At 41.0% G+C, this 24,169-nt stretch carries 16 protein-coding genes; 10 read left to right on the forward strand and 6 right to left on the reverse strand.

Annotated features, from left to right (window positions below; genetic code table 11):
* The first annotated feature begins 107 nt into the window (after positions 1-107).
* The 10 genes from ADHAQ_RS0112620 to ADHAQ_RS0112670 all read left to right on the forward strand — a co-directional run bounded on the left by ADHAQ_RS0112620 (position 108) and on the right by ADHAQ_RS0112670 (position 13,696).
* Positions 108-677 (forward strand): NUDIX domain-containing protein, encoded by a 570-nt coding sequence (locus ADHAQ_RS0112620; protein ID WP_026463243.1) that lies wholly within the window; start codon positions 108-110, stop codon positions 675-677.
* 67 nt (positions 678-744) lie between these two features.
* A complete protein-coding gene (locus ADHAQ_RS25555) occupies positions 745-1,548 on the forward strand; it encodes a lysophospholipid acyltransferase family protein (RefSeq protein ID WP_084523839.1) in 804 nt (267 codons plus the stop codon).
* Positions 1,490-1,777: an Asp-tRNA(Asn)/Glu-tRNA(Gln) amidotransferase subunit GatC gene (gene gatC / locus ADHAQ_RS0112630; protein ID WP_026463244.1), complete on the forward strand. Its 288-nt coding sequence runs from the start codon at positions 1,490-1,492 to the stop codon at positions 1,775-1,777. The genes ADHAQ_RS25555 and gatC overlap by 59 nt, the downstream gene beginning before the upstream one ends.
* A gap of 8 nt (positions 1,778-1,785) precedes the next feature.
* Positions 1,786-4,830 (forward strand): tetratricopeptide repeat protein, encoded by a 3,045-nt coding sequence (locus ADHAQ_RS0112635; RefSeq protein ID WP_026463245.1) that lies wholly within the window; start codon positions 1,786-1,788, stop codon positions 4,828-4,830.
* Positions 4,831-4,932: 102 nt separating this feature from the next.
* A complete protein-coding gene (locus tag ADHAQ_RS0112640) occupies positions 4,933-5,649 on the forward strand; it encodes an ABC transporter ATP-binding protein (protein ID WP_026463246.1) in 717 nt (238 codons plus the stop codon).
* A gap of 40 nt (positions 5,650-5,689) precedes the next feature.
* Positions 5,690-6,238: a cob(I)yrinic acid a,c-diamide adenosyltransferase gene (locus tag ADHAQ_RS0112645; protein WP_026463247.1), complete on the forward strand. Its 549-nt coding sequence runs from the start codon at positions 5,690-5,692 to the stop codon at positions 6,236-6,238.
* Positions 6,239-6,389: 151 nt separating this feature from the next.
* On the forward strand, positions 6,390-7,454 hold the full coding sequence (locus ADHAQ_RS0112650; protein ID WP_026463248.1) for a branched-chain amino acid aminotransferase: 1,065 nt from the start codon (positions 6,390-6,392) through the stop codon (positions 7,452-7,454).
* 156 nt (positions 7,455-7,610) lie between these two features.
* A protein-coding gene (gene prfB / locus ADHAQ_RS0112655; RefSeq protein WP_157433410.1) for a peptide chain release factor 2 occupies positions 7,611-8,688 on the forward strand; the annotation gives its coding sequence in 2 pieces (ribosomal slippage) (positions 7,611-7,670 and positions 7,672-8,688; 1,077 coding nt in all).
* A gap of 290 nt (positions 8,689-8,978) precedes the next feature.
* Positions 8,979-12,221 carry a SusC/RagA family TonB-linked outer membrane protein gene (locus tag ADHAQ_RS0112665; RefSeq protein ID WP_026463250.1) on the forward strand — a complete coding sequence of 1,081 codons (3,243 nt, stop codon included), beginning with the start codon at positions 8,979-8,981 and terminating at the stop codon, positions 12,219-12,221.
* 11 nt (positions 12,222-12,232) lie between these two features.
* Positions 12,233-13,696, forward strand: coding sequence for a SusD/RagB family nutrient-binding outer membrane lipoprotein (locus ADHAQ_RS0112670; RefSeq protein WP_026463251.1), 1,464 nt, complete (start codon positions 12,233-12,235; stop codon positions 13,694-13,696).
* Between the two features lie 435 nt (positions 13,697-14,131).
* Here ADHAQ_RS0112670 and ADHAQ_RS0112675 read toward each other — a convergent pair whose 3' ends face one another.
* The 6 genes from ADHAQ_RS0112675 to porQ all read right to left on the reverse strand — a co-directional run bounded on the left by ADHAQ_RS0112675 (position 14,132) and on the right by porQ (position 24,154).
* On the reverse strand, positions 14,132-16,552 hold the full coding sequence (locus ADHAQ_RS0112675) for an MG2 domain-containing protein (RefSeq protein WP_084523841.1): 2,421 nt from the start codon (positions 16,550-16,552) through the stop codon (positions 14,132-14,134).
* Between the two features lie 52 nt (positions 16,553-16,604).
* A complete protein-coding gene (locus ADHAQ_RS0112680) occupies positions 16,605-17,660 on the reverse strand; it encodes a DUF4249 domain-containing protein (RefSeq protein WP_026463253.1) in 1,056 nt (351 codons plus the stop codon).
* 13 nt (positions 17,661-17,673) lie between these two features.
* Entirely contained in the window at positions 17,674-20,214 is a 2,541-nt protein-coding gene (locus ADHAQ_RS0112685; protein WP_169727998.1) for a TonB-dependent receptor, read from the reverse strand.
* Positions 20,215-20,721: 507 nt separating this feature from the next.
* Positions 20,722-21,450, reverse strand: coding sequence for an SDR family NAD(P)-dependent oxidoreductase (locus ADHAQ_RS0112690; protein WP_026463255.1), 729 nt, complete (start codon positions 21,448-21,450; stop codon positions 20,722-20,724).
* A 118-nt stretch (positions 21,451-21,568) separates the two neighbouring features.
* The gene (hslU, locus tag ADHAQ_RS0112695) at positions 21,569-22,963 is read right to left on the reverse strand and encodes an ATP-dependent protease ATPase subunit HslU (RefSeq protein WP_026463256.1); all 1,395 of its coding nucleotides are present in this window, start codon (positions 22,961-22,963) and stop codon (positions 21,569-21,571) included.
* Positions 22,964-23,095: 132 nt separating this feature from the next.
* Positions 23,096-24,154 carry a type IX secretion system protein PorQ gene (gene porQ, locus ADHAQ_RS0112700; RefSeq protein WP_026463257.1) on the reverse strand — a complete coding sequence of 353 codons (1,059 nt, stop codon included), beginning with the start codon at positions 24,152-24,154 and terminating at the stop codon, positions 23,096-23,098.
* Positions 24,155-24,169 lie beyond the last annotated feature (15 nt).

Here is a 24,169-nt window from a genome sequence, read left to right on the forward strand (position 1 = left end):
CGGATTAAGTAACCCGGAGCTAAAATCCAAGTATCAGGAGCGGCAGACAAGACCAAGTAATCTTGCTGCCGCTCCTGATAAATTATTCCGCTAAAAAACTACAAACCATGAAAGATGAACACATTAACCCCTGGAAAACCTTATCTTCTGAGCAAGTTTACAGCAACCCCTGGATCAGCGTACGGCACGAACAGGTTATTAATCCGGGTGGTGGCCAGGGCATATATGGTGTAGTTAGTTTTAAAAATAAGGCTATTGGTATTATTCCCATCGATTCGGAAGGTAACACTTATCTTATTGGGCAATACCGGTACACCGTAAATGAATATTCCTGGGAAATACCCATGGGCGGCGGCCCCGTTGAAATAGATATTCTGGAATCGGCAAAGCGGGAATTAAAAGAAGAAACAGGGTACACGGCCCAGCGCTGGACCAATATTGCCCGATTGCATACCTCTAACTCTGTAACCGACGAAGAAGGTTTTGTATTTCTGGCCGAGGACCTGATTGCCGGCGAAACCGAGTTTGAAGAAACAGAAGATTTAAAAATTAAGAAAGTGAGTTTTGCCGAAGCCGTTAGAATGGTAATGGATAATGAAATAACCGACTGCATTAGCGTAGCCGGCATTTTAAAAGCTGATAAAATATTACGGGATCGCAAGCGTTCTACCTTATAATAACACCAAGCGGAATTTTAAAGCGGTTGCGGTGGTTTTAGCTTAGAAATTACTAAATTTGGTTTTAATGAGCATAATAAAATCAATTTTAAATACGGTTTACAGAGCCTGGTGTGTTATTAGCTTTCTGGTTCCATTCCTTTTGTTTTACCCGTTTTTCCTGCTTTTTACCTCTCGCCCCGCCTGGTACAAGCATGCACATACCTTAAATCGGATCTGGTCCTGGGTACAATTGCGGTTATACTTTTTACCGGTTACAGTAGAGCACCGTGGCCGGTTGCAGGAAAACCAGCGGTATATTTTTACACCTAACCACAGTTCTTTTATTGATATCCCGCTGTTGCTTCAAACTATTCCAGGATTTCTGAATTTTGTAGGGAAGAGCTCTTTAGCTAAAGTGCCTTTGTGGGGTCCTATTTACAACAAATTATATATTACTGTAGATCGGAGAAACCCAGTAAGCAGTGCCCGCTCTTATATCAGATCTAAAAAAACAGTTACCGAAGAAAACCGAAATCTGGCTATTTTCCCGGAAGGCACCATTTCGGAGAAAGCCGGCGAAGAAATGTTACCGTTTAAAGACGGTCCTTTTAAGCTCGCTATTGAAACGCAAATTCCGGTTGTTCCGGTTTCCATGCCCTTCAATCATATATTCCTGCCCGATGTAGCAGGTAAATTTATTGTAAATTGGCATCCATTAAAATTGATAATTCATGAGCCAATCGAAACAAAAGGTTTAACTTTGCAAGATATCCCGTTCCTGAAGAACAAAGTTTACGAAATAATTAACGCTGAATTTATAAAACATAAACATGATCACCGATATACAAACCATCCGGAAATTAGCCCACTTAGCCCGTCTGGAGTTTGACGAGACGAAAGAAAAGGAAATGCTTCAGGATTTAAATAAAATTCTGGATTGGATGGAGAAGTTAAACGAATTAGACACTTCAGCCGTTGAACCATTAACACATATGTCAGTAGAAGTAAATGTGTTGCGGGAAGATGTGGCTTTTAACGCGGTTAGCCACGAAGAAGGCTTAAAGAATGCTCCTAAAAAAGATTCTGATTATTTTAGAGTACCTAAAGTATTGGATTAAAACCTTAAATGAAATTTACGAAGTTTATAAAGTTTGAAGAAAAGGATACCTGGTATCCTTTTCTTTTTTTATTACAGATAGCCATTGCGGCCTTAGCCGTTGCTGTCTATTATTATTTCACCGGCGAAAATTCAATTTCGCCTTGGCAAACAGTTCCGGAACTGCAGCAGGTAAGCATGCCAGCCGGCCAATTTAACCTGCTTTTAGAAAACTTTGATCTGCGGGTAAAAGGGTTTGTGCTTACAGAGCGCTTCGATGTGAATTTGCCCCAGTTAAACCTGACGGCGGCTTATTTTGCGTTGAGCTTTATCAGCATAAGCCTCGTTTACTATTTATCGGTTATAAGCCGGTTTAGGCAAATTGCCTTTTTTGCCGCTATCCTGCCGTTCATGCTCTTTCTTACTACTTTCAACTTTGATGTATTGGGCATTTTTCAGGAGCAGAAGCAATATATTTTAATTTCGGTAATGACGCTTTTGGGCGGTGTAACTTTTCTGTTTCATGCATTCTTTACCCGCATTTCGTTCGGCATCCGAATAATAGTATTTACTTTTTTATGGGGTGGCCTACTCTTATTTTTATTTAAAGCTTCGCCTTACTCTCCCGCTCAAACTACCCTGCACCTGACTAATTATAGTGCAGAAGGCTGTATTTTAGCAGCCGTTTTCTTTATTTTCTGGGTATCTTTTGAAAATATTCATGGCTTACTTTGGTTTAATACCCAGGCCAAACAACCCGAAAAACGATTTGGGCTATGGCAATTTATGCTGATCAGCAGCTTATATTTAATCAGTTTACTGCTTACTTATTTGCAAAACACCCGAATATTTTCCTTTGACTTACAACTAATTAATGTTTTCCTGATTTTAATAGTATCCTCACTGATCGGGCTGTGGGGACTGAGGCAGCGGCAGCAACACTACAACAAGTTTTTTTCTTACGAAGGGGGTGCTGTTTTTCTGTACCTGGTTTTTGCCATTCTTACCTTTACTACCATTGGTTATGCTTTTGCCACTGCCAACGACCCCTTAATTCGGGCGGCATCTGATACAATTGTTTATACCCACCTTGCTTTTGGGGCCATATTCTTTGCCTACATTTTTATAAACTTTGGCCCTTTGCTTTCGCAAAAGCTACGGGTATACCGGGTGGTGTACGATCCTAAAACCATTCCTTTTTATATGGTTTATGTTATGGGTGGCGTATTACTGCTAGCCTTATTATTACGCACCAACTATAGCCTGCCCCGCAAAGCGATGGCTGGTTACTATAATTACCTGGGCGATTATTATAAAGCTACCCACGACACGTTACTGGCAGAACGGTTTTACAACGAAGGCAGTGTGTATGATAATAATAATGTAAAATCAGCTTTTGCTTTAGCGGGCATTTACCACGATAAAAATTACCGGCAGGCAGAAATTAATATGCTGAACGATGCTTTGGTGTTTTATCCATCAGCTAAGGTTTATGCCCATTTAGCTAATAAATACACCGATCGCCAGTACTTTTTTAACCAACGATCGGTGCTAAAAAACAGCCTTACCCAATTTCCAAAAAGCGGTCACTTATTAAATAACCAGGCTTTATTGTATGCCACTACGGCTATTATTGATTCTGCTGAATATTTTTTCCAGAAAGCTCAGAACTACCTGCCGCAAAAAGAAATTGCTCAGAGCAACCGGCTAGCCTTTTACCTCACTTCCGGTTTGGGCCAACAGGCCTTGCAACTGGCCCAAAATCAGGAGAAAAATTCCTATTTACCTTTACAAAGCAATTTGCTGTTGTTGCAATGTTTCACGGGGAAAAAGTTTGTAAATAACACATTTATCTTACCCGAAGGTCATAAATTAACTCCTGAAAACTTTGCCGGCTTTTACCATGCCGCTATGCTGGGCCAATCTGGTTCCGACCAGGCAACCTTAGGTAAAATAAATCAATACCTGAAGGAGGCAAACAATTATCCCTACCATTTTGATTTAGCAGTGCTGAAGGCACACGTCCAGGCCCGGCGGGGCTATACGCTGGCAGCCCGTACTACGCTGGAAAACCTGGCCGGTACCAATGAAGAATACAGTGCCTACTTATTAGACCTTATTGGTTTACAGCTAATGGAAAAAAAGCTATATGCTGCCGCTGCCGAGCACTTTGCCAAAGCCCAGGCAAAAGACTGGCCGGATGCCGGTGTACATTTACTATATGCCTTAGCTTTACAACACAATAAACAAGTAGATGCCTTGCTCCTGGCTGATCAGTTAACCGCTTCTGAAAGTCCCGGAATAGCCAGATTAGCAAACCGGGTTAAATACTTGATTCAGGCTCACACCAATCAAATACTGGCACAGCCCAACGATTCAGTTAAAGTACAATATTTACAGCTAAACCAGGATACTGCTGCTATTTCGCCACAGGAATATATGGCCGTTGCCAGTACGGTTCGTAATCCTGACTTGAAAAAAATAGCGCAAAAAGAACTAACTAGATTTTTGGTTTTAAGTGCTAATTACGATGCTGCTACCCAGGTACTCCAGGGCTTATTGCCGCAGCTAAATGAGCAAGATGCTTTGCTGTCAGAGGTAAACCAATTACAAGCTCAGATATTATTAAAAACAAATAACTTACCGCAATTAGAAACAGCCTTGCCGCGTATGTACCTGGCAGGCCACGATCAGAAGGTAAAGCACTATTATAACGCGGTACTGGCCGAGAAACAAAATAAAATTCAGGAGGCGAAAAAAAGATATAATGTGGCCGTACAGGTTTTGCCTTACCACGAGCCTACCGTTCTGGCTGCTGCCAATTTTTATTCGGCACAAAAAGATAATAATCGGGCTTATGATATTTTATTAAATAGTATTACCTATAATCCGTATTCCGCCCGGGTTTACCAAGCTTACATATTAAAAAGTATAGAAATTGGTTATTCGGGGTTTGCCGAGAGTGCCTTAGAAGAATTAGCTAAATTGCTTCCGGCAGAAGCATTTGCAAACTTTCGAAAGCAATACGAGCAAAAACTGGCGCAACGCCAGGCTGCTTTGCAAAACTGGCGGTAGACTTTTTAAACAAATGTTAAATTTTGCCAATGTATAGAATGGGCGCCAGGAAGTATAAAAGATTTTATACCTTAAGCTTCGTTTTTACAGGTAATCGTAATCATGAGCAATTCCATTATTCAAACCATTGACTTGTCGCGGTTATACCACATGGGTACTGAGACCATTCATGCCCTTAAAAGTGTTTCTATCTCGGTAGCAAAAGGAGAATATGTAGCCTTTATGGGCCCTTCAGGTTCGGGCAAATCCACCCTCATGAATATTATTGGGTGTTTAGATACGCCCAGCGGTGGCCAATACATTCTCAATAACAAAGACGTTAGCAACCTGACGGATAATGAACTGGCCGAAATCCGGAATAAAGAAATAGGTTTTGTTTTTCAGACCTTTAACCTCCTACCCCGTTCTTCGGCCCTGGAGAATGTAGCGCTGCCTTTGGTTTATGCCGGTTACAAAAAATCAGTACGGGAAGAAAAAGCCATGCAGGTTCTGGAAAGTGTGGGGTTAGGAGACCGGGCAAAACACAAGCCCAATGAATTATCCGGAGGACAGCGTCAGCGGGTGGCTATTGCCCGGGCTTTGGTGAACAACCCCAGCATAATTCTGGCGGATGAACCAACCGGAAACCTGGATACCAAGACTTCTCACGAAATAATGGATTTGTTTGAGAACCTGTATACCGAAGGCAATACTATTATTATGGTTACCCACGAAGAAGATATTGCGAAATACGCCCACCGGATTGTTCGGCTCCGGGATGGGTTAATAGAATCTGATATTGTGAACACCGAAGTTACCACGCACCGGGCAATCATTTAACTGCTGTATTTGCCGCTGTTGTATCTACGTTTATACTGCTATGAAAATATATACCAAAACCGGTGATACCGGACTAACTTCTTTAATTGGTGGCACGCGGGTTAAAAAATCGCACCTCCGCATTGAATCTTACGGCACCGTAGACGAGCTGAATTCTTACATTGGGTTAGTAGCCGATCAACCGGTAAACGCTAAACGTAAACGTATATTAAAAGAAATTCAGGACCGTCTTTTTACCATTGGTGCTACCCTGGCTTCTGATCCGGAAAAATCAAAGATGAAAATACCTGACTTACTTGAAACCGATGTAACGTTGTTGGAAAAAGCAATGGATGACATGGATCAGGAACTACCACCCCTTAAAGTATTTGTTTTACCAGGCGGTCACCAATCAGTTTCCTTCTGTCACGTTGCCCGCTGTGTTTGCCGCCGTACCGAACGCCTGGTAATAGCTTTACAGGAAGAATCTTTTGTGCCGGATTTAGTAATAAAATACCTAAACCGATTATCTGATTACTTGTTTGTATTAAGCCGCATAATGGCATCAGAACTTAACGCGGAAGAAACACCCTGGCAGCCCCGTATGTAGCTGAAACAGAATTTAGAAGTAAAATTAGGTAATACGATATCGTTTTTCTTACTTTTGCGCCCTGATTAACGTAAACCTGAATAATAATTTTCCTACTACACGGGTTACTTTTCGTTAATCAAAGAAATAAAAGAAATAATATTTAATTGCCATGGTGGATACCCAGCAAATTCAGATACAAAAAACAGCAAAGTCACGCTTGCCAGAAGTAGATTTTGCTTCCTTGGAATTTGGTCAGACTTTCTCTGATCATATGCTTGTTGCCGATTATGTAAACGGAGAGTGGCAAGCTCCCAGCATTATTCCTTTCGGAGATTTTTCTTTGAGTCCGGCAAACCCGGCTTTACATTATGGCCAGGCAATTTTTGAAGGTTTAAAAGCCTACAAAAACGAAAGCGGCGAAATTTCAGTTTTCCGTCCGCAAGCTAACTTGCGCCGCATGAACTTATCAGCAGACCGCTTGTGTATGCCTGCTTATCCGGAAGAAACTTTTCTGGAAGGACTGAAGGAATTGTTACGCCTGGATGCCGCTTGGATTCCAACCACATCAGGTAGCTCTTTGTATATCCGGCCATACATGTTTGCCACTGGCGCTTATCTGGGTGTTAAGCCAGCCGATAGTTATAGATTTGCCATTATTACCTGTCCGGTAAACGCATATTACTCTACTCCGCTTCGGGTTAAAGTAGAAGAAACTTTTGCCCGCTCCGTAGAAGGTGGTTTTGGCTTTGCCAAAGCAGCCGGTAATTATGCAGGCTCTTTGTATCCGGCTAAAAAAGCCCTGGAAGAAGGTTACCACCAATTATTATGGACTGATGGTAAAACGCATGAGTATTTCGAGGAGTCTGGCACGATGAACTTAATGTTTGTAATTAACGACACCCTGATTACGCCAGCTTTAAGTACTTCTATTCTGTCTGGCGTTACCCGCGATACCATTATTCAGTTAGCTAAAGATCGGGGCATAAAGGTAGAAGAGCGTAAAGTATCGGTGGCCGAGGTGATGGAAGCCGCTCAAAACGGTACTTTGCAGGAAGCTTTTGGTTGTGGTACGGCTGCGTTTATTTCGCACATTGTTACCATTGGTTTCCGGGGCACTGATTTTCAGCTACCTTCTATTGAATCGCGCCAGTATTCGCCACAACTTGCCAAAGATTTAGATGCTATTCGTTCCGGCGCCGTGGCAGATACGCATGGCTGGATTGTAAAAATATAGCTGCTTATACTCCCTTAAAAAAGTTGTAAGTAGTAAGGTTTAGGCAACTAAAGAGCCGACCTTATTATTTACAACTTTTTATTTTAATTTAAATTCGAACCTTTCCGGGTAAGATCGGAATAAGACTACATTATTCATCTACAATTTATATATACCATGACAGCAGAACAATTAAGAGATTTAAAGGCCCGCACTGAGGCTTTGAGGAGGTATCTTTGACTACGATGCCAAGAAAGAAGAAGTAACCCAAAAAGAAGAAGTAACCACCTCCCCTGGCTTTTGGGACGATTCTAAAAAAGCCGAAATCCTGCTTAAAGAAATTAAATCTGTTAAAGTCTGGACTGACCAGTTTGAAGAACTGGAAAATGCGGTCTCAGAATTTGAAGTACTTTTTGATTTCTATAAAGAAGGTGACGTTTCAGAAGCCGATATCCAGGCAGAGTTCGGTAAAGCAGAAAAAGCTATTGAGCAACTCGAATTTAAACGAATGCTCAGCAACGAAGAAGATCAGCTAAGCGCCGTATTGGAAATAAATCCCGGAGCTGGCGGTACCGAAAGTCAGGATTGGGCAGAAATGCTCATGCGCATGTACATCATGTGGGCCGAAAAACAAAATTACCAGGTTCGGCAACTTAGTTATCAGGCTGGCGATGGCGCCGGCATTAAATCTGCCACTTTAGAAATTACCGGCGATTTTGCCTACGGCTATTTGAAATCGGAAATCGGCGTACACCGGCTGGTTCGTATTTCGCCTTTCGACTCAGGCGGACGCCGGCACACCTCATTTGCCTCCGTATTTGCTTATCCGTTAGTAGACGACACAATTAATATAGAGATCAATATGGCAGATATTGAATGGGATACCTTCCGTTCGGGTGGTGCCGGAGGGCAAAACGTAAATAAAGTAGAAACAGCGGTTCGGTTAAAACACAAACCTTCCGGCATTGTGATAGAATGCCAGATAGAGCGTTCGCAATTAATGAATAAGGAGCACGCTGTTAACATGTTACGGTCCAGGCTCTACCAGATAGAGATAGATAAAAGAAATGAAGAGCGGGACAAACTAGAAAGCACTAAAAAACGTATAGATTTCGGCTCTCAAATACGGAATTATGTTCTGCACCCGTACAAGTTGGTAAAAGACCTGAGAACAGGATTAGAACGTTCTGATGTACAGAACGTTTTAGATGGAGATATAGATGATTATATTAAAGCCTTCCTAATGCAAAGCTAAATAGTGCTATAATGTATAGATTTTAAATTTTATAAATTTTTAAAATCTTGCCATTTTACGATTTTACCAAATTTATGGTTTCATATTTTGTATTTATTAAAAAATATGAAACCATAAATTTCTTTTTCTAGCAAATCTGCGATTTTTCCCCATAAACTTTAATTATTTAATAATTTAATAATCCTAAACTTTTGTAAAAAGACAGGATTTTTATTAAAAAAAATTTTTTTTTCTCCTGCATAATATTTAAAATTGTTAAAACGAAAATTTTTAACTTAACAAAAACAAACATGAGAAAATTTTTATTCCTGAGTCTTCTCTTTTTGTCTGCTCTCTTACAGGAGGTTATGGCACAAAGTAGGACAATTACCGGAAGAGTTACCGATGCCGGTAACAATGAAGGTCTTCCCGGTGTTACCGTGTTGGTAAAAGGTACCCAGTCAGGTACTGCTACTGATGTTAATGGTGCTTACTCAATTAATGTGCCGCAAGGAGGTACAACATTGGTATTTAGCTTTATAGGTTATACTACTACCGAAAGAGCAATTGGCAATGCCAGCACTATTAATATTGCCCTGGCAGCCGATGCCCGGAGATTAGGCGAAGTAGTAGTAACAGCTCTTGGTATCGAAAGAACCAAGAACGAACTTCCTTACGCTGCTCAGTCAGTAGGCGGTGAGGAAGTAGCTCAGACGCGTCAGCAGAACTTCACCAACGCACTTTCTGGTAGAGTAGCTGGTGTGCAGGTTCAGCAGAACAACAACCTGGGTGGTTCTACCAATGTGGTTATTCGTGGTAATAAGTCTATTGGTGGTAACAACCAGGCATTATTCGTAATTGATGGTGTTCCAATTGATAACTCTACCAACAACACTACCAACCAAGCAACAGGACGTGGTGGATATGACTACGGTAATGCTGCTGCCGACATCAACCCGGATGATATCGAGTCAATGACCGTTCTGAAAGGTGCCGCTGCAACAGCGCTTTATGGCTCTCGTGCCGCTAACGGCGTTGTAATGATTACTACTAAAAAAGGATCTAAAAGACAAGGTATTGGTGTAACTGTTAATACTGGTGCTAACTGGGGCTACCTGGATAAGAGTACTTATACCCGCTTCCAGAAGGAGTATGGTAGAGGTTACCCATTTGCTGAATATAGTAAAACATATCCTGGTTTCTATGACAATGATGTTAATGGAGACGGGACTCCTGATCGAGTTGTTGTTCTGAACGAAGACGGTTCTGCCGGTCCGCGTTTTGACCCGAACCTGATGGTGTACAACTGGGATTCATTCGACAGAAACTCTCCGAACTTTGGTAAACCTACCCCATGGGTAGCAGGTAAGAATGATCCAACTTCCTTCTTCACAAATACTTCTGGTACATCGCATAGCCTTGCTATTGATGGAGCCAGCGATAAAGGCTACTTTAAAGTAAACTATGGCCGCAACAGCAACAATGGTATGCTGCCAAACTCTAACGTAACTAAGAACTTTGTAAACTTTGCAGCCTCTTATAAGCTTGTTGAAAAGTTAACTGCCACTACTTCTTTGAACTACACTGAAACAGATGGACTTGGCCGTTATGGTACAGGTTACAGCGGCTTGAACCCTAACCAAGGATTCAGACAGTGGTGGGGTACTGACGTAGACGTGAAAGACCAAGAAAGAGCTTACTTAGCTAACCGTGAAAACGTAACCTGGAACCCAAGAGCTTTCAACGATCTTCGCCCAATGTTCTTCGACAACCCTTACTTTGTTCGTCACGAGAGCTATAACACTGACAACAGACGTCGTGCGTTAGGTTACCTTAGATTAGACTACAAATTAACAGATTGGTTAAATATCATGGGACGTGCTTCCCTGGATACATATGACGAAATCCGTGAAGAGCGCTTTGCAGTAGGCTCTATTGGTGTGCCTAGCTACACCAGACACAACGGTCGTTACAGCGAAACTAACTACGACTTGATGGCAAATGTAGACAGAGACTTCTCTGAAGACTTTAACTTCAAAGCCACAATAGGTACTAACATCCGCGATACAAGAACATCCATGATTCGTTCTACTACAAACGGTGGTTTAGTAGTACCTCGTCTTTACTCTTTGTCTAACTCTCGCAACCCATTAAGCCCTCCAGTTGAGGAAGATACTCGTCTGCGTGTGAATGGTTACTTTGCCAGTGCAACGCTTGGCTTCAGAAACCTTGCTTTCTTAGACGTAGCTTCTCGTATTGACCAGTCTTCATCACTACCTGCAGCTAACAGAACTTACTACTACCCATCCATTTCAGGTAGCTTTGTTTTCAGTGAGCTAATGCCAAAAAACTACCTGTTTTCTTATGGTAAAATCAGAGCTAACTACGCTGAAGTAGGTAACATGGCGCGTCCACTTAGTGTGTACAATACTTATGACCTGCTAGCTCCTTTTGGTTCTACATCTATTGCTTCGGTAAATGGTACCCGCAGAAATCCTAATCTGAAGCCTGAGCGCACCAAGAGCTATGAAGTTGGTGTAGAAATGTCTTTCTTAGATGCTCGCGCTGGTTTTGACGTAACTTATTACAATGCAAACTCTGTAGATCAGATCCTGAACGTGCCAATCTCAAGAGCTACTGGTTTTAATGCCATGTGGATTAACGCTGGTAAGGTAGTGAACAAGGGCTTTGAAGTGAGTGCATTCGGTTCTCCAATTAAAACAGATGCTTTCTCTTGGACAATTAATGCTAACTGGACCAGAAACAGAAGTAAAGTTCTTGACCTTGGCCCAATCCAAAACTATCAGATTGCTGCCTTCCAGGGTGGTGTTTCTTTGAACGCAGCTGTAGGTGAACCATTTGGTGTTATCAAAGGTGCAGGTTTTGCTAAACATGAGAACGGTCAACGTTTAGTAGGAGCTAACGGTTTATATGTATCTAACAGAGATGCTAACACCAACATTGGTGATATCAACCCTGACTGGATCGGTGGTGTGTCTAACACATTTAAGTACAAAGGCGTATCATTAGGCTTCCTGATTGATATGAAAAAAGGTGGCAGCGTATTCTCTCTTGACCAAGCTTATGGCCAGTACACAGGTATTCCGGATAACACTGTATTTAATAACGATCTTGGGAACCCAGTACGTGACCCAATTGTTAGAAATGCCGACGGAACCTACGCTTCTAACAGTGGTGGTACAATTGTACCAGGTGTGCTTGCAAACGGAACTCCTAATACAACACGTGTAGAAGTATACTCTGCCATGGGCTATACCAATCCTCCAGAAATGTTCGTTTACGATGCCAGCTATGTAAAACTAAGAGAAGCAACTTTAGGCTACTCCCTGCCACAGTCTTTGGTATCTAGAATGAAAGTATTTCAAGGTGTTGACCTGTCAATCTATGGTAGAAACCTGTATATCTTCCACAAGAACACACCATACTCTGATCCAGAAGAAGGTATGAGTGCTGGTACTATGTCTTTAGGTTACCAAAGTGGAGCATATCCTACTATGAGAAATGTAGGCTTTAACGTAAGATTAAGATTTTAATAATGAATAAAATGAAAAAAATATTTGCATTCTTGATGCTCGCCTTAACCTTTGTAGGGTGTACAAAAGATTGGGATGAGGATCTGGTAGATCCGAAGAACCCTACCGCGGTTCCAGCCCCAATGCTTTTTGCTAACGCGCAGCGTAACCTGGTAGACAATATAGTTACCCCTAACGTAAACTCTGGTATATTCAGGTTGCTAACCCAGCACTGGGCCAACACTACTTACCCGGAAGAAAGCCGGTATGACCTGGTTGCCCGGAACATTCCGCAGAACTTCTGGTTCGCGATGTATCGTGACGTGCTGATGGACTTCAGAGAAACTTCCAAAATCATAACTGCTGACCAGTCTCTTACTGCTGCTGTTAAGGAAAACCAATTGGCCATTACTGAAGTGATGGAGATTTATTCATGGTCTGTATTGGTAAATACATTCGGTGATATTCCTTACAAAGAGGCTTTAGACCGGGAAGTTATTTATCCTAAGTATGACGATGATGCCGCTATCTACGAAGACTTGTTAACCAGATTAGATGCTGCTATTGCTACTTTGAATAAGAACTCCAGCGCGGCAAGCTTTGGTGCTTCTGACCTGATTTATGGTGGAAATGTAGGACGTTGGATTAAATATGCTAACTCTTTAAAGTTAATGTTAGGTATGACCATGGCGGATGCAAATCCAGGAAGAGCTCAAAAGGCTGTTACCGAAGCTGCTCCAAATGTGTTCACGTCAAATGCTGACCAAGCTGTATTTAAATATACAGCAACTACTCCAAACGTAAACCCTGTATGGACTAACTTAGTACAGAGCGGTCGTAATGACTTTGTACCTTCTGCTACATTGGTAAACGTTATGAATGACCTGAATGACCCACGTCGTTCTTCTTACTTCACTTTGCACAATGGTGCTTATGTGGGAGGTATCTATGGTAATAATAACACTTATGCTAACTTCTCTAAAGTAAGTACTACAATTACTGCTCCTGATGCGCCGGCTGTAGTGCTGGGTTACGATGAGGTAGAGTTTTACTTAGCGGAAGCTGCTGCACGTGGTTGGGTTGCTACTTCAGGTCCAGAACATTTCAGAAAAGCTATTACAGCTTCCATGACATTCTGGAATGTTCCAGCAGCTCAGATCACAGCTTATTTGGCTCAACCACAAGTGGTGACTCAAATGGCAACTCTTGCTACTCCTAATGCTGCCCTAACAGAGGCTCAGCGTCAGGCTTTAGGTACTCAGAAATGGATCGCGCTTTATGAGCGGGCATTCCATGCGTGGACAGAATTCCGCAGATTGGATTATCCTCAACTGAAGGCTCCTGATGCACAATACAAACCAGCTTACAACGTGGTACCAGTACGTTATCCATTCCCGCCAACTGAGCGTACGCTTAACACTCAAAACGTAAATGCGGCAGGAACTGCTATTGGTGGTGACGATGCTACAACTAAAATTTTCTGGGATAAACGTTAATTATAAATTCCTACAGGATATAAAACAAGAAAGGCTGCCATATGGCAGCCTTTCTTGTTTTATATCTTATAACTATCTGTTAAAGGTAAAACCAACAAAGTTTTATATGGGTAATGCAGGATTTTACCACCTTAAAAAAGAATTGTTTTTCTAATCAAACGGCTAGAACAGGTAAAAAAATTAGATTTTATAATACCCTATTCTATTTTCTTACCAGAAGATGAGTAAGGTGTACCCAACATTACTCAAAATAGAATCATTGCCTGATACACTTCTTACAGCAAATTCATTCCAATACCAACACCTGCCATATTCAGGACAATTGAAAAATACCGGCAGGTTCTGATAACTAACGGACCAAATTAATTCTGATAAGTTTACCTCCTTTACAATTAAGCTACAAGTACCATTTTAGTTTTATACCTGATAATGCGGCTATTTATTCAATTTTACCACTTCATACTGACCTTCTCCCACTCCCGGCAAACCATCTTGCGTAATAGCTTCTACTGTAATTTTATACCGGGTAATATCTGCAACATTTTTAAAGTTAACCTTCACTTTTCCATTCCCATCTGTTTTTAAATCTGCCTGCCAATAAAGCATCGGTCTAAAAGCAGGAACTTCTTTTGCTTTGGGTATTTTAAAGGCTGGTTGAGAAAATTGCCGGTTTGTAAAAAGTCCTTCAAAGGGCACTACTGTATCCGATAAATTTTGTAAATCCAGTTTATTAGATTTGGTATAAATAGCAATTACTCCATCTCGGCCCATTAATCCAAATTTCCGGAGAGGCTCGGCATCATTGAAAACTTCCACCCTTGCTATTTGTTCAATGGGCAAACTTAAAACCACCTGATTATCAAAAGTAGGTTTACCATCTATCAGGTATAGCGGGGAATTAGCAAAATACTTTGTTGCCTGACCCGAGTATAACCTACTTTCAAGCCCTGATTTTGTCTTTTTCAGCGTTACAGATGCAATGACCTCCGTAAACAATTCTTCCATGTTGTTAAACTGCTCGTACTTGGCCATATTATAGCTCCTGTTACCGGATCTGCCTAATTTATATAAGGCATTTTGGTTTTTAAGATTACTATTTGTTTTACCTACCCCCAATAAACCGTAGGCATTTTGAATGCGGTACAGGTTGTAGGCATTTTGCTGATAAACAGCATGGTTTACCAATAATGGACTTGATGCAGCTTTAGGCAACCAATTCACCACCGATTCCAAGGCTGGAGTAACTTTAATTCCTTGCAAGGCCTCTTCGCCTTTATAAAATCTTAGAATGGCGTCGCCTGTGGTTTCATAATCTGGTAAGATAACACTAAAATCACCGTTGGGATCAGTAAATGCAGCATACGTATTACCAGTACCCATTAATAAAATGTTTAGAAGAGTTGCGGCAACTGGTTTGCCTTCGGCGGTGGTAGCCCGGGCTTTAAATATAAAATCTTTTTCGGGTAAATATTGTTTGGGAGTACTTACTCCTCTTAATATTTCGGGCCATGAAAACCGCCGCCAGCCCTCGGTCAGAAGTAAAAGATCAAGGGCATGTTTTGTTTCTGGGGAGATATTCTTAAAAAACTGCATTGGGTTCTGGATAGGATCAGTTACCTGCCAACTCAGCTGTAAGTAAGACAAATAAGTTTCTTCGGGAGCCAGGGCTGCATACACATCGGTAACTGAGACAGAAATATTGGCTGGAACACCCATTCCATTACTATCTTTCACTTCTACCTCCAGGTCTACCTTTTCACCGGGATTGTAACTATTTTTAGATGGCTTTACAACAACTGCTAAGGGAGATTGCTTATGAACATATATCAAACGTTCAGCATAAGGCTTTCCATCCTGCGCAAAAAGCGTTAATTGTACTACTCCCTCCGGCAAGTTGCTTTTGGATACCTGCCAGGTTATAGTAGTGGCATCACCACTAAAAGATTGGGCATCGGCAAAAACCACTTTATTCTGGGACCTGGCTACCAGGAAAACTTTATCGGGTAAGGAACCACCACTTTTCTGGACCTGTACTATACACGTAGTACTATTGCTATTATTTGCTGTAAGTACATAACCAGACGCTAAAGCTGGAGGCAAGACTACAGGCAATATATTTTTTGATTTACTTGTGGCCGTGTACGATTTACCAGCCTCCGGCTTAAATAAAAAACTACCAAAGCCATTTTCCGTGCTATTAAAATTTAAAATAGTGTTGCCCGCGTTATCCTGAAGTGTCCCGGTTATTGCCATTAGGTTACCCAATGAATCTACTGCTTTTAAGACAATTTTACTTTCCAGGCCGTTTACCAAATTGCCACCTTCCGGGAAAAAATATAGTTGGTTAATAGGTTTTGAGGCTGCAACCTTACCAGGGTTATCCGAAGCAAAATTATAAATGGGTATTGGTTTTATGAAACTGTAGCTGGCCGGATAATTTCGCATCCAACGCGTGAATGCTACTAAAGTGTAATTTCCGGCTTGAGCATTTTCAGGCAATGCAATAAATCCCGATGTTAATCCATTAGTAATTTCTAAGCGCAGTTTCTGTATTTCCTGCTTATTTTCCTGCAACAGGCTAAGGTGTAAAATAGAGCTTAATTGGGTAGGGCCATTGGAATCAGCTGCTCTCACATAACCTTTAAACCAGATGGTATCACCGGCGGAATAGTAAGTTTTATCTGTTTGAATAAATATTTGCTCCTGCTGATTTTCTTTCGTAAAGCTTTCTATTTTACTTATGATCCCTGTTAAAACAGGATCGTCAGTAGTTGTTTGTAGGGCTTTGAAAGCCATTGTGACTAGCACCAGGCACAACGTACTGATATAAATAAAATAGGAACGGAAAAAGATCATCTAAAATGCTTTAACTTAATATAAAATACTCTATCCTGCCTGCTCAAATAATTTACCAATACGAAGGTTTTGTGCTGGAACTACCAGCTAATTCCCGGCAATCATCGGGATACTCAAAGTATCTAAGATGAAGACCCAACGTCTGGGGATCGATAAAAATACTTTTTCGTTTAACTGCAGAAGCACTAAAGAAGCCTAACGGTTTGGCTGATCCAGCTGAAAGGTTGGTCATATTACCTTCCACTGCTGCTGGTGGCGGGCTTTGAATGCTACTCACACTATTTAACTGGGTTTTAAGAATGTTCAGAAAGTCGTAGGCCTTTTCGGAAACCGAATATTGCTTTATCTCTAAATAAACACGTGTGCCAAATGTTTGACTATTAATAGGGATTTTAGTTACCAGCTGTTTTTTTAGTTCTTTACCATCTACCAGTCGGTCGTTCTGAATACTGATAACATCGTTTAACATCGTAACCCAGCACGTCTGGCAACATCTTTTAGGCCGCGGAGTACAGGAAATCTGTAATGGTGCCGGTTCACAATAATCCCAAGGTTGAGTTTCTACCTGGTATACCACTTCGTATTCCCATTTATAATAATTTTTCTCTGCAGCCCGATCTTTGGTATTAATGTAGGCATTGAGCCAAAATACTTCCTGCGGTTGTTTATTTTTGTCCAGGGCAATACGTTTTTCTACTTCGTAGCTAATATTTTCTATCTCGGGTACCGCTTGTAAAGTTTCCGGTTCTGATGCAAATCTTTCTCCGGTAGCAGTAATAATATTTAGGGTATAGGTACGGCCAACTTGCCCTCTGAACCCAGTTGGCGTCTGGTAAGTACCCGGCCCGGTTTGCTGCAGGTTATAAACTCTTCCTAAATCATCAGTAACCGAAACCTGGGCTTTATCTTCCGTCGGAATTTTTTGAGGTGTATAAGGAACCTGTTGCGTTTTGGTTAAGGTAATGGTGTAAGGCCCTGGCTCATCATTAATGGTGCCATCTACCACTAATCTTTCATCTTTTTGATCAATCTTTACCTCCAAAGGCTCTATACATCCTGCTATTAAAAACAAAAACAAAAGGTTTATTCTGCTGTATAGTTTTTTCATGACAGAATGAATTTTAAAATTTGAACTCGTAGCTAACAGAAGGTAGCGGAACGCCTACCACGGCCAATTGATAAGTTTGCGGGGGCGCACCCGGTATGTGCTTGAAAAATACTGAATACGGATTTTTACGGCCATACACATTATATACCGACACATTCCAGCTTCCTTCCCACTTTTTATCTTTTTTATGATTGGTTAAAACCGAAACGGCTAAGTCTAACCGGTGATAGGCTGGTAAACGGTAATTATTCCGGTCACCGAAATTAGGCACTTTAAACGGTCCCACAATGTAATACGATAACGGAATTGACACCGGCCGCCCGGTACTATAGGTAAAATTGGTGGAGAAAGTAACTCTTTTTTTTACCTTATAACTGCTTACCATATTAAAAACATGCGGTTTGTCGTAATTGGCCCGATACCATTCGCCCCGGTTTATTTTCTCTTCTTCGGTGGGTCCGTTTATTTTTAGTAATGTCCGGGAATAGGCATAACTAACCAGACCTGTTAACCGGCCGGCATTCTTATTTAAGATCATTTCTACCCCGTAGGCTTTACCTATTCCTGGCAGCAAATCAGCTTCAATGGCCTCATTCAAAAATAACGTAGCTCCATTTTTATAATCCAGAATATTACTAATTTGCTTGTAATACCCTTCAATGGAGGCTTCGTACTTATTTTGGGAGAAGTTGCGGAAATATCCTAAACTTACCTGATCACCTATTTGGGGTTTAATATAAGTGTTACTGGTTTTCCAAATATCAATTGGCGAAGCCGCTGCGGTATTGGAAATTAAATGAATGTATTGCCGCATCCGGTTAAACCCAAACTTAACTGAACTTAGATCGGATAAACTATATTTAATTGAGATACGGGGTTCGGGTCCATGGTAGGTTTTTATTACATTTAAGCCGGTGTAACTAAGGGTGTCGGTAATGGTTCTTAGTTTTTTAGGAACTCCTGGTTCGTACACAAAAACAGCAGTATTACCATAATTGTTAAACATAGAGTACCGCAAACCATAGATTACCGTCAGGCGGGGAGTAAATTCATATTCGTGGTTAAAATAGATGCTCGACTCCAGGGACTGTTCGCGTTGGATTTGGGTAGAGGTAATTTGCGAAAATTCAGAGATTGGCTCTACTTGCCCAGGTTGAAACCCATAGTTAATAATAGAAGCACCAAAATTAAATTCTTGCCGGGGGAAAGAATAAATAAAATTTGCTTTTACATTTTTAGAAGCAATTCCATTAGAATAATCTAAGGCACTATTCTCTTCCTTATTCAGTAAACTAAACTTGTAATTGCTGTAATTAACCCCAACATCTACTAAAAAATTATTGGTGAAAAAATGGGTATATTTTAAACTTGCCGTTCTACTGGTCCATTTATAAAGCGTATCTACCGCAAACCCAAAATTGTCGGAGCTCTGGTAAGCTGATAAAGTTATTTTGTTCTGAGCATTTATAGCATGAGAAATTTTACCCGATAAATCGTAAAAGGAAGCCTGACTTTCCCGCAAACTGGCATTGGGGAGGCGGTGCATTAACCAGTTGGAATAGGAGCTCCTGCCCGCTACAATAAAAGAAGTTTTTTCTTTTACAATTGGTCCTTCTACCGATAACCGGCCCGTGATTAAGCCAATACCACCATTACCCGAAATCTTTTGCAGATTACCTTCTTTTTGAGTTACATCCAGAACCGACGAAACCCGGCTCCCAAACTGGGCCGGAATTCCACCCCTATAAAGGGTCGCATCTTTAATGGCATTGGGATTGAAAACAGAAAAGAACCCGAATAAATGAGAAGAGTTATAAATGGGCGCATCATCCAATAAAATCAGGTTTTGGTCAATATTACCTCCACGAACATTGAAACCTGTAGCCGCCTCACCTACCGATGTTACTCCTGGCAGCAACTTAATGTTATTGATCACATCGGCTTCGCCTAAAAAAGTTGGCAGTTTTTTTAATGCAACCATTTCTAATTTATTCACCCCGGTTTGTACACCAGAAACATTGCTATCAGCTTTACGGCCCGCAGTTACCTGCACTTCGGCCAATTGTGCCGATGTTTTAAACAAACCTATATCCAGAGTAGTGTTCTGTACCAGGTTTAATTCCTTTTTCTCTTTCTCATAACCCAGGTAGGTAACAACCAAATTGGTTTGTCCGGCTTGTAAGGTAATAACATAGAAACCATTTTTATCTGAGATGGTGCCGGCCTTTGATGCTTCTGAAAAAATGCTGGCGCCGCTTATTGGTTCGTCAGTCCTGGCATCTTTAATTATCCCTTTTACCACCACCCGCTTGTTTGCCCCTAAAGCAAGCTTGTTTTGATTTGGTTTTTCTGGACTTTCCTGTTGTTTATCAGTAGAGTCGGCAGGCACTATAACAACTGTAACCGGATTATAGAGAATATAGGTGAGGGTGGTTTTACGCAGCAATGTTTGCATAACAGCTGATAACTCCGCCTGCTGAAAGTTGGCTGTTACAAAAACGGTATCAATCCATTCTTTTTTATAATATACCTGCAGGTTATGGTTGTTCTGCAATTCCTCAAAAACCTGTGTAAGCGGAATATTCCTATAGTTACCACTAACCTTAACTGTAGTTATATTTTGAGAATATAAGGATAAAGAACAAAGGCAAAAAAGCAATGTAATACAGTACCCGGTAAATTTAAATTGCATTCACTTATTTAAACTGGAAAAAACTTTTGCCCTGAATATAGTTTTAAGTTAGGAAAATATTGGTTAAATAAAAATAAATATGGTTATGTTTCTAATAAAATAGAAATTACCAGCTTCTTATAATCCTTTTTCTAAAGATTTTAAATAAATAGGATTGGTTGCATCAACTCTACTCCAAATGCAGAACTAACTATAGGCGCTTGATTGTGATTAGGATTGTTTAAGGTTTCTTTACAAGCTAAACCGGCAATTATTATTATAAAATTAAATAGTTAAGCCATAAGCCTTAGCCTAACTTATCCGCGCTCCTTCAAAATTTGGAAAAATTGGTAAGCAGCATTTAAAGCATTATTAGCAAAAAATCATTTCTTATTTAATCAGGTCTATTCTAAAAACTACTTCATTAAAGGAATCAGCCTCATTCACTAAAGTCATTATTTTGGCAGCAACTTTATCAGGCTGCTCTAGCGCGTTCTCTTCTTTTAACTTTTGAAACTTCTCAATTTCACTAAACTGATCCGCTTCAGCTTCCCGGATGTGTGTTTGCATAGCCGTATCTACTACTCCCGGAGATAAGGCAAAGACTTTTACATTGGTTTTCTGCAAATCCTGTTCTTTCTGGCAGGTAAGCGACAACATATCCAAAGCCGCTTTAGATGCACAATAGGCCGCCCATCCATCAACAGGGCGTTTACCCGCTCCCGAGCTCATATTAATAATAATTTTAGGACAATTATGATGATGATACGCACTCAGAAACGTATCCATAAACATAGCCGGAGCCACTACATTCACATCAAAAACAAACTCTACATTATCAGTGGATTGGCTCCCAATATAACTAACTTCGCCTACTACCCCGGCATTATTAATGAGCACAATTTTGTCTGGCTCGCGCAACTCCGGATACACCTTATGAATATTGTTTCGCAAAGCGGTTATATCCGACAAATCCAGGTGCAGATGGTGGTATCGCTCATGGGTAATGGACACATTCCGGGAGATACCGGTAACAATTGTGTTCTGATCTTCTAAAGCAGCTTCTGCCAAAGCTTTGCCAATACCTTTGCTGGTGCCGGTAATAAAATAGTAATTCATAGTTGTTGTTTATAATAATTAATACGCGCAGCCGAAATATCAGTTTTTAAATACTGATACGGAACAAAAAAGCCTGAACGTTTAATCTCGTTCAGGCTTTTTTATCGGCATAAAAGCTTTATAAAATATATTGACTTAGATCCCGGTTTTTCACCATTGGCGATAAACGTTCCTCTACCAACTCTTTGGTAATCTGGATGTGAGCATTAGCCCCAATCTTATCCGGAACATCAAATAAAATATCATTTAATAAGCGGCTTACTACTGTATGCAAACGCCGTGCTCCAATATTTTCTACTTCATTATTTACTTCAAAAGCAATTTCCGCAAGTTTTTCCAGGGCCTCATCATCAAAAGTAAGTTCCACGTCTTCGGCACTTAAGAGAGCCTCGTATTGCTTGGTTAAAGCATTTTTCGGAAATTTTAAAATCCGGTAAAAATCTTCTTTGGTTAAACTGCTTAATTCAACCCGAATCGGGAATCGACCCTGTAATTCAGGAATTAAATCAGAAGGTTTGGCCACGTGAAAAGCACCAGCAGCAATAAATAAAATATGGTCGGTATTAATCACCCCATATTTAGTACTTACAGTGCTGCCTTCCACAATAGGCAATAAGTCGCGCTGCACCCCTTCCCGGCTTACATCCGGCCCGCCGGCTTTATTGCTGGAACTGGCTACTTTATCTATTTCATCAATAAAAATTACCCCCGCATTTTCAGCTTTCTGAATTGCCTCTTCTTTTACCTCATCCATATCAATGAGTTTTACGGCTTCTTCTTCCAATAAAATTTTGCGAGCCTCAGCAATGGTTACTTTCCGTTTCTTGGTTTTTTTAGGCATCAACCCATTCAGCATCTCCTGGATATTCATCATGGAAGCCTCATCAATACCAGGCCCCATAACTCCCACGCCCGGAGAACCTGTTTGCTGCACTTTTATATCTATCTTTCGGTCGTCCAGCTCCCCACTTCTAATTTTAAGCCTAAACTTTTCCCGGGTCCGTTCATTCAGCTCCTGATCAGAATCCGGAATACGGTTATCATCTAAAGAATAATCAGCCACTGGCTTTGAACCTGCCGTACTAACAGGCGGTATCAAGGCATCCAGAATAATATCTTCTACTACCTGCACGGCCTGGGCTTTTACCTCTTCCTTCTTCCGCATTTTAACCATGTTCACGGATTGCTCTACCAAATCCCGCACCATGCTTTCTACATCGCGGCCCACATATCCTACTTCGGTAAATTTAGAGGCTTCTACTTTTGTAAAAGGCGCATCGGCAATACTGGCCAAACGGCGGGCTATTTCGGTTTTACCTACCCCGGTAGCCCCAATCATTAAAATATTATTTGGTACAATTTCCTTTTGCATATCGGGTGCGGCATGCATCCGACGCCAGCGGTTACGAAGCGCAATAGCCACATTTCGTTTTGCATCATGCTGGCCAATGATATATTTATCGAGTTCAGCTACTATCTGAGCCGGAGTTAAGTATTGTGTAGGTTCTAACATATTCTAAAATGTATTCAGCCCAGGCTGAAAATATCAATTTTGAAATAATATCTTAAAAAGCGTAAATGGCAAAGTCTTTTAGGAGCATACAATATGCCAAAGGTAATGAAACTGACAAGTTGCTAATAATCTTTACGATTTGTCAGTACTGGTATTGCGTGATTTTGTTTTAAATAAGCGTTGCAAATTACTGGTGAGGGTAAAATAGTTACTGTTTCCGGCTAAATGATAAAAGCCTCTGGCATAATCCAGTTGAAATCCTTTTACCTTTATCATAGTACCTAAAGAAAATCCGGCTGCTCCGCCGGCATTCTCCAGAACCAGCTCTTTTCTGCGTAAATGATTATACCCCACCCGCACGTTAAAGTTCTTGGTTAGTAAGACCTCCCCACCCACTACAAAATGCCGGGCAATTTTATCTCCTATACTTTTTTTAGTTGGAGAGCTATTTCTTATTTGTTTTAAAGCAGCAGTCCCTGTTGTATCCAGGTACACGATATCAAACTTCTGTAAATGATGGGCTGAAAAAAAAAACCGGAGGGGCATATGTTCCGGCTTGTAGGTCAAACCTACTTGTACATCCAATGGCACTACTTCCTTCTTGTTTGTATAGGCTTTTACCTGATAACCTATATTTTTAATAGCTAACCCAAGGGTAAAATCCTGATCCGGATGTTTAAATATACCACCAACATCGGTGAGAAGGGCGATAGCTTTGTATTCTGCTATACCACTTACCGCTATTTTCGCGGTAGCTCCTAAGGTAAAAGGACCTAAGCTGGAGGCATGACCCAGGCTAAGCGCATAATCATTAATAGAAAACTTTCCCTCTTCCTGCCCGGTGGCATCACGTTGCACAAACTGCCCGTAGCTAAAGTAGTTTAAGCCCAATGCCCATAACCCCGCCTTCTTAAAACGAGCAGCATAAGCAAAAGAAGATTGAGAGATATCTGAAACAAAATCAGTGTAACTAACAGCAGCCTGGCCCTCCATATCCGGATGAAGTAAGCCCGGATTTGCCTGCCACATACCTACCTCAGAACCAGTAGCAGAAATATTTACGCCACCTAAAGCGGCTATTTTAGCATTGGGCGGTAAGTGTAAAGCCTGAAATGTTCTTTTGCCTCCTACCTGGGCCATAACTGGCCACGCAAGAAGGAAACAAAAGAACAATATCCAGTATTTTGGCATATTTCACTTAACGCC

Source organism: Adhaeribacter aquaticus DSM 16391 (assembly GCF_000473365.1).
GTDB classification, from domain to species: Bacteria; Bacteroidota; Bacteroidia; order Cytophagales; family Hymenobacteraceae; genus Adhaeribacter; species Adhaeribacter aquaticus.

Coding starts and splice junctions, on each gene's coding strand:
- ADHAQ_RS0112620 (WP_026463243.1), top strand. CDS start 108: ATGAAAGATGAACACATTAACCCCTGGAAAACCTTATCTTCTGAGCAA.
- ADHAQ_RS25555 (WP_084523839.1), top strand. CDS start 745: ATGAGCATAATAAAATCAATTTTAAATACGGTTTACAGAGCCTGGTGT.
- gatC (WP_026463244.1), top strand. CDS start 1,490: ATGATCACCGATATACAAACCATCCGGAAATTAGCCCACTTAGCCCGT.
- ADHAQ_RS0112635 (WP_026463245.1), top strand. CDS start 1,786: ATGAAATTTACGAAGTTTATAAAGTTTGAAGAAAAGGATACCTGGTAT.
- ADHAQ_RS0112640 (WP_026463246.1), top strand. CDS start 4,933: ATGAGCAATTCCATTATTCAAACCATTGACTTGTCGCGGTTATACCAC.
- ADHAQ_RS0112645 (WP_026463247.1), top strand. CDS start 5,690: ATGAAAATATATACCAAAACCGGTGATACCGGACTAACTTCTTTAATT.
- ADHAQ_RS0112650 (WP_026463248.1), top strand. CDS start 6,390: ATGGTGGATACCCAGCAAATTCAGATACAAAAAACAGCAAAGTCACGC.
- ADHAQ_RS0112665 (WP_026463250.1), top strand. CDS start 8,979: ATGAGAAAATTTTTATTCCTGAGTCTTCTCTTTTTGTCTGCTCTCTTA.
- ADHAQ_RS0112670 (WP_026463251.1), top strand. CDS start 12,233: ATGAAAAAAATATTTGCATTCTTGATGCTCGCCTTAACCTTTGTAGGG.
- ADHAQ_RS0112675 (WP_084523841.1), bottom strand. CDS start 16,552: ATGATCTTTTTCCGTTCCTATTTTATTTATATCAGTACGTTGTGCCTG.
- ADHAQ_RS0112680 (WP_026463253.1), bottom strand. CDS start 17,660: ATGAAAAAACTATACAGCAGAATAAACCTTTTGTTTTTGTTTTTAATA.
- ADHAQ_RS0112690 (WP_026463255.1), bottom strand. CDS start 21,450: ATGAATTACTATTTTATTACCGGCACCAGCAAAGGTATTGGCAAAGCT.
- hslU (WP_026463256.1), bottom strand. CDS start 22,963: ATGTTAGAACCTACACAATACTTAACTCCGGCTCAGATAGTAGCTGAA.
- porQ (WP_026463257.1), bottom strand. CDS start 24,154: ATGCCAAAATACTGGATATTGTTCTTTTGTTTCCTTCTTGCGTGGCCA.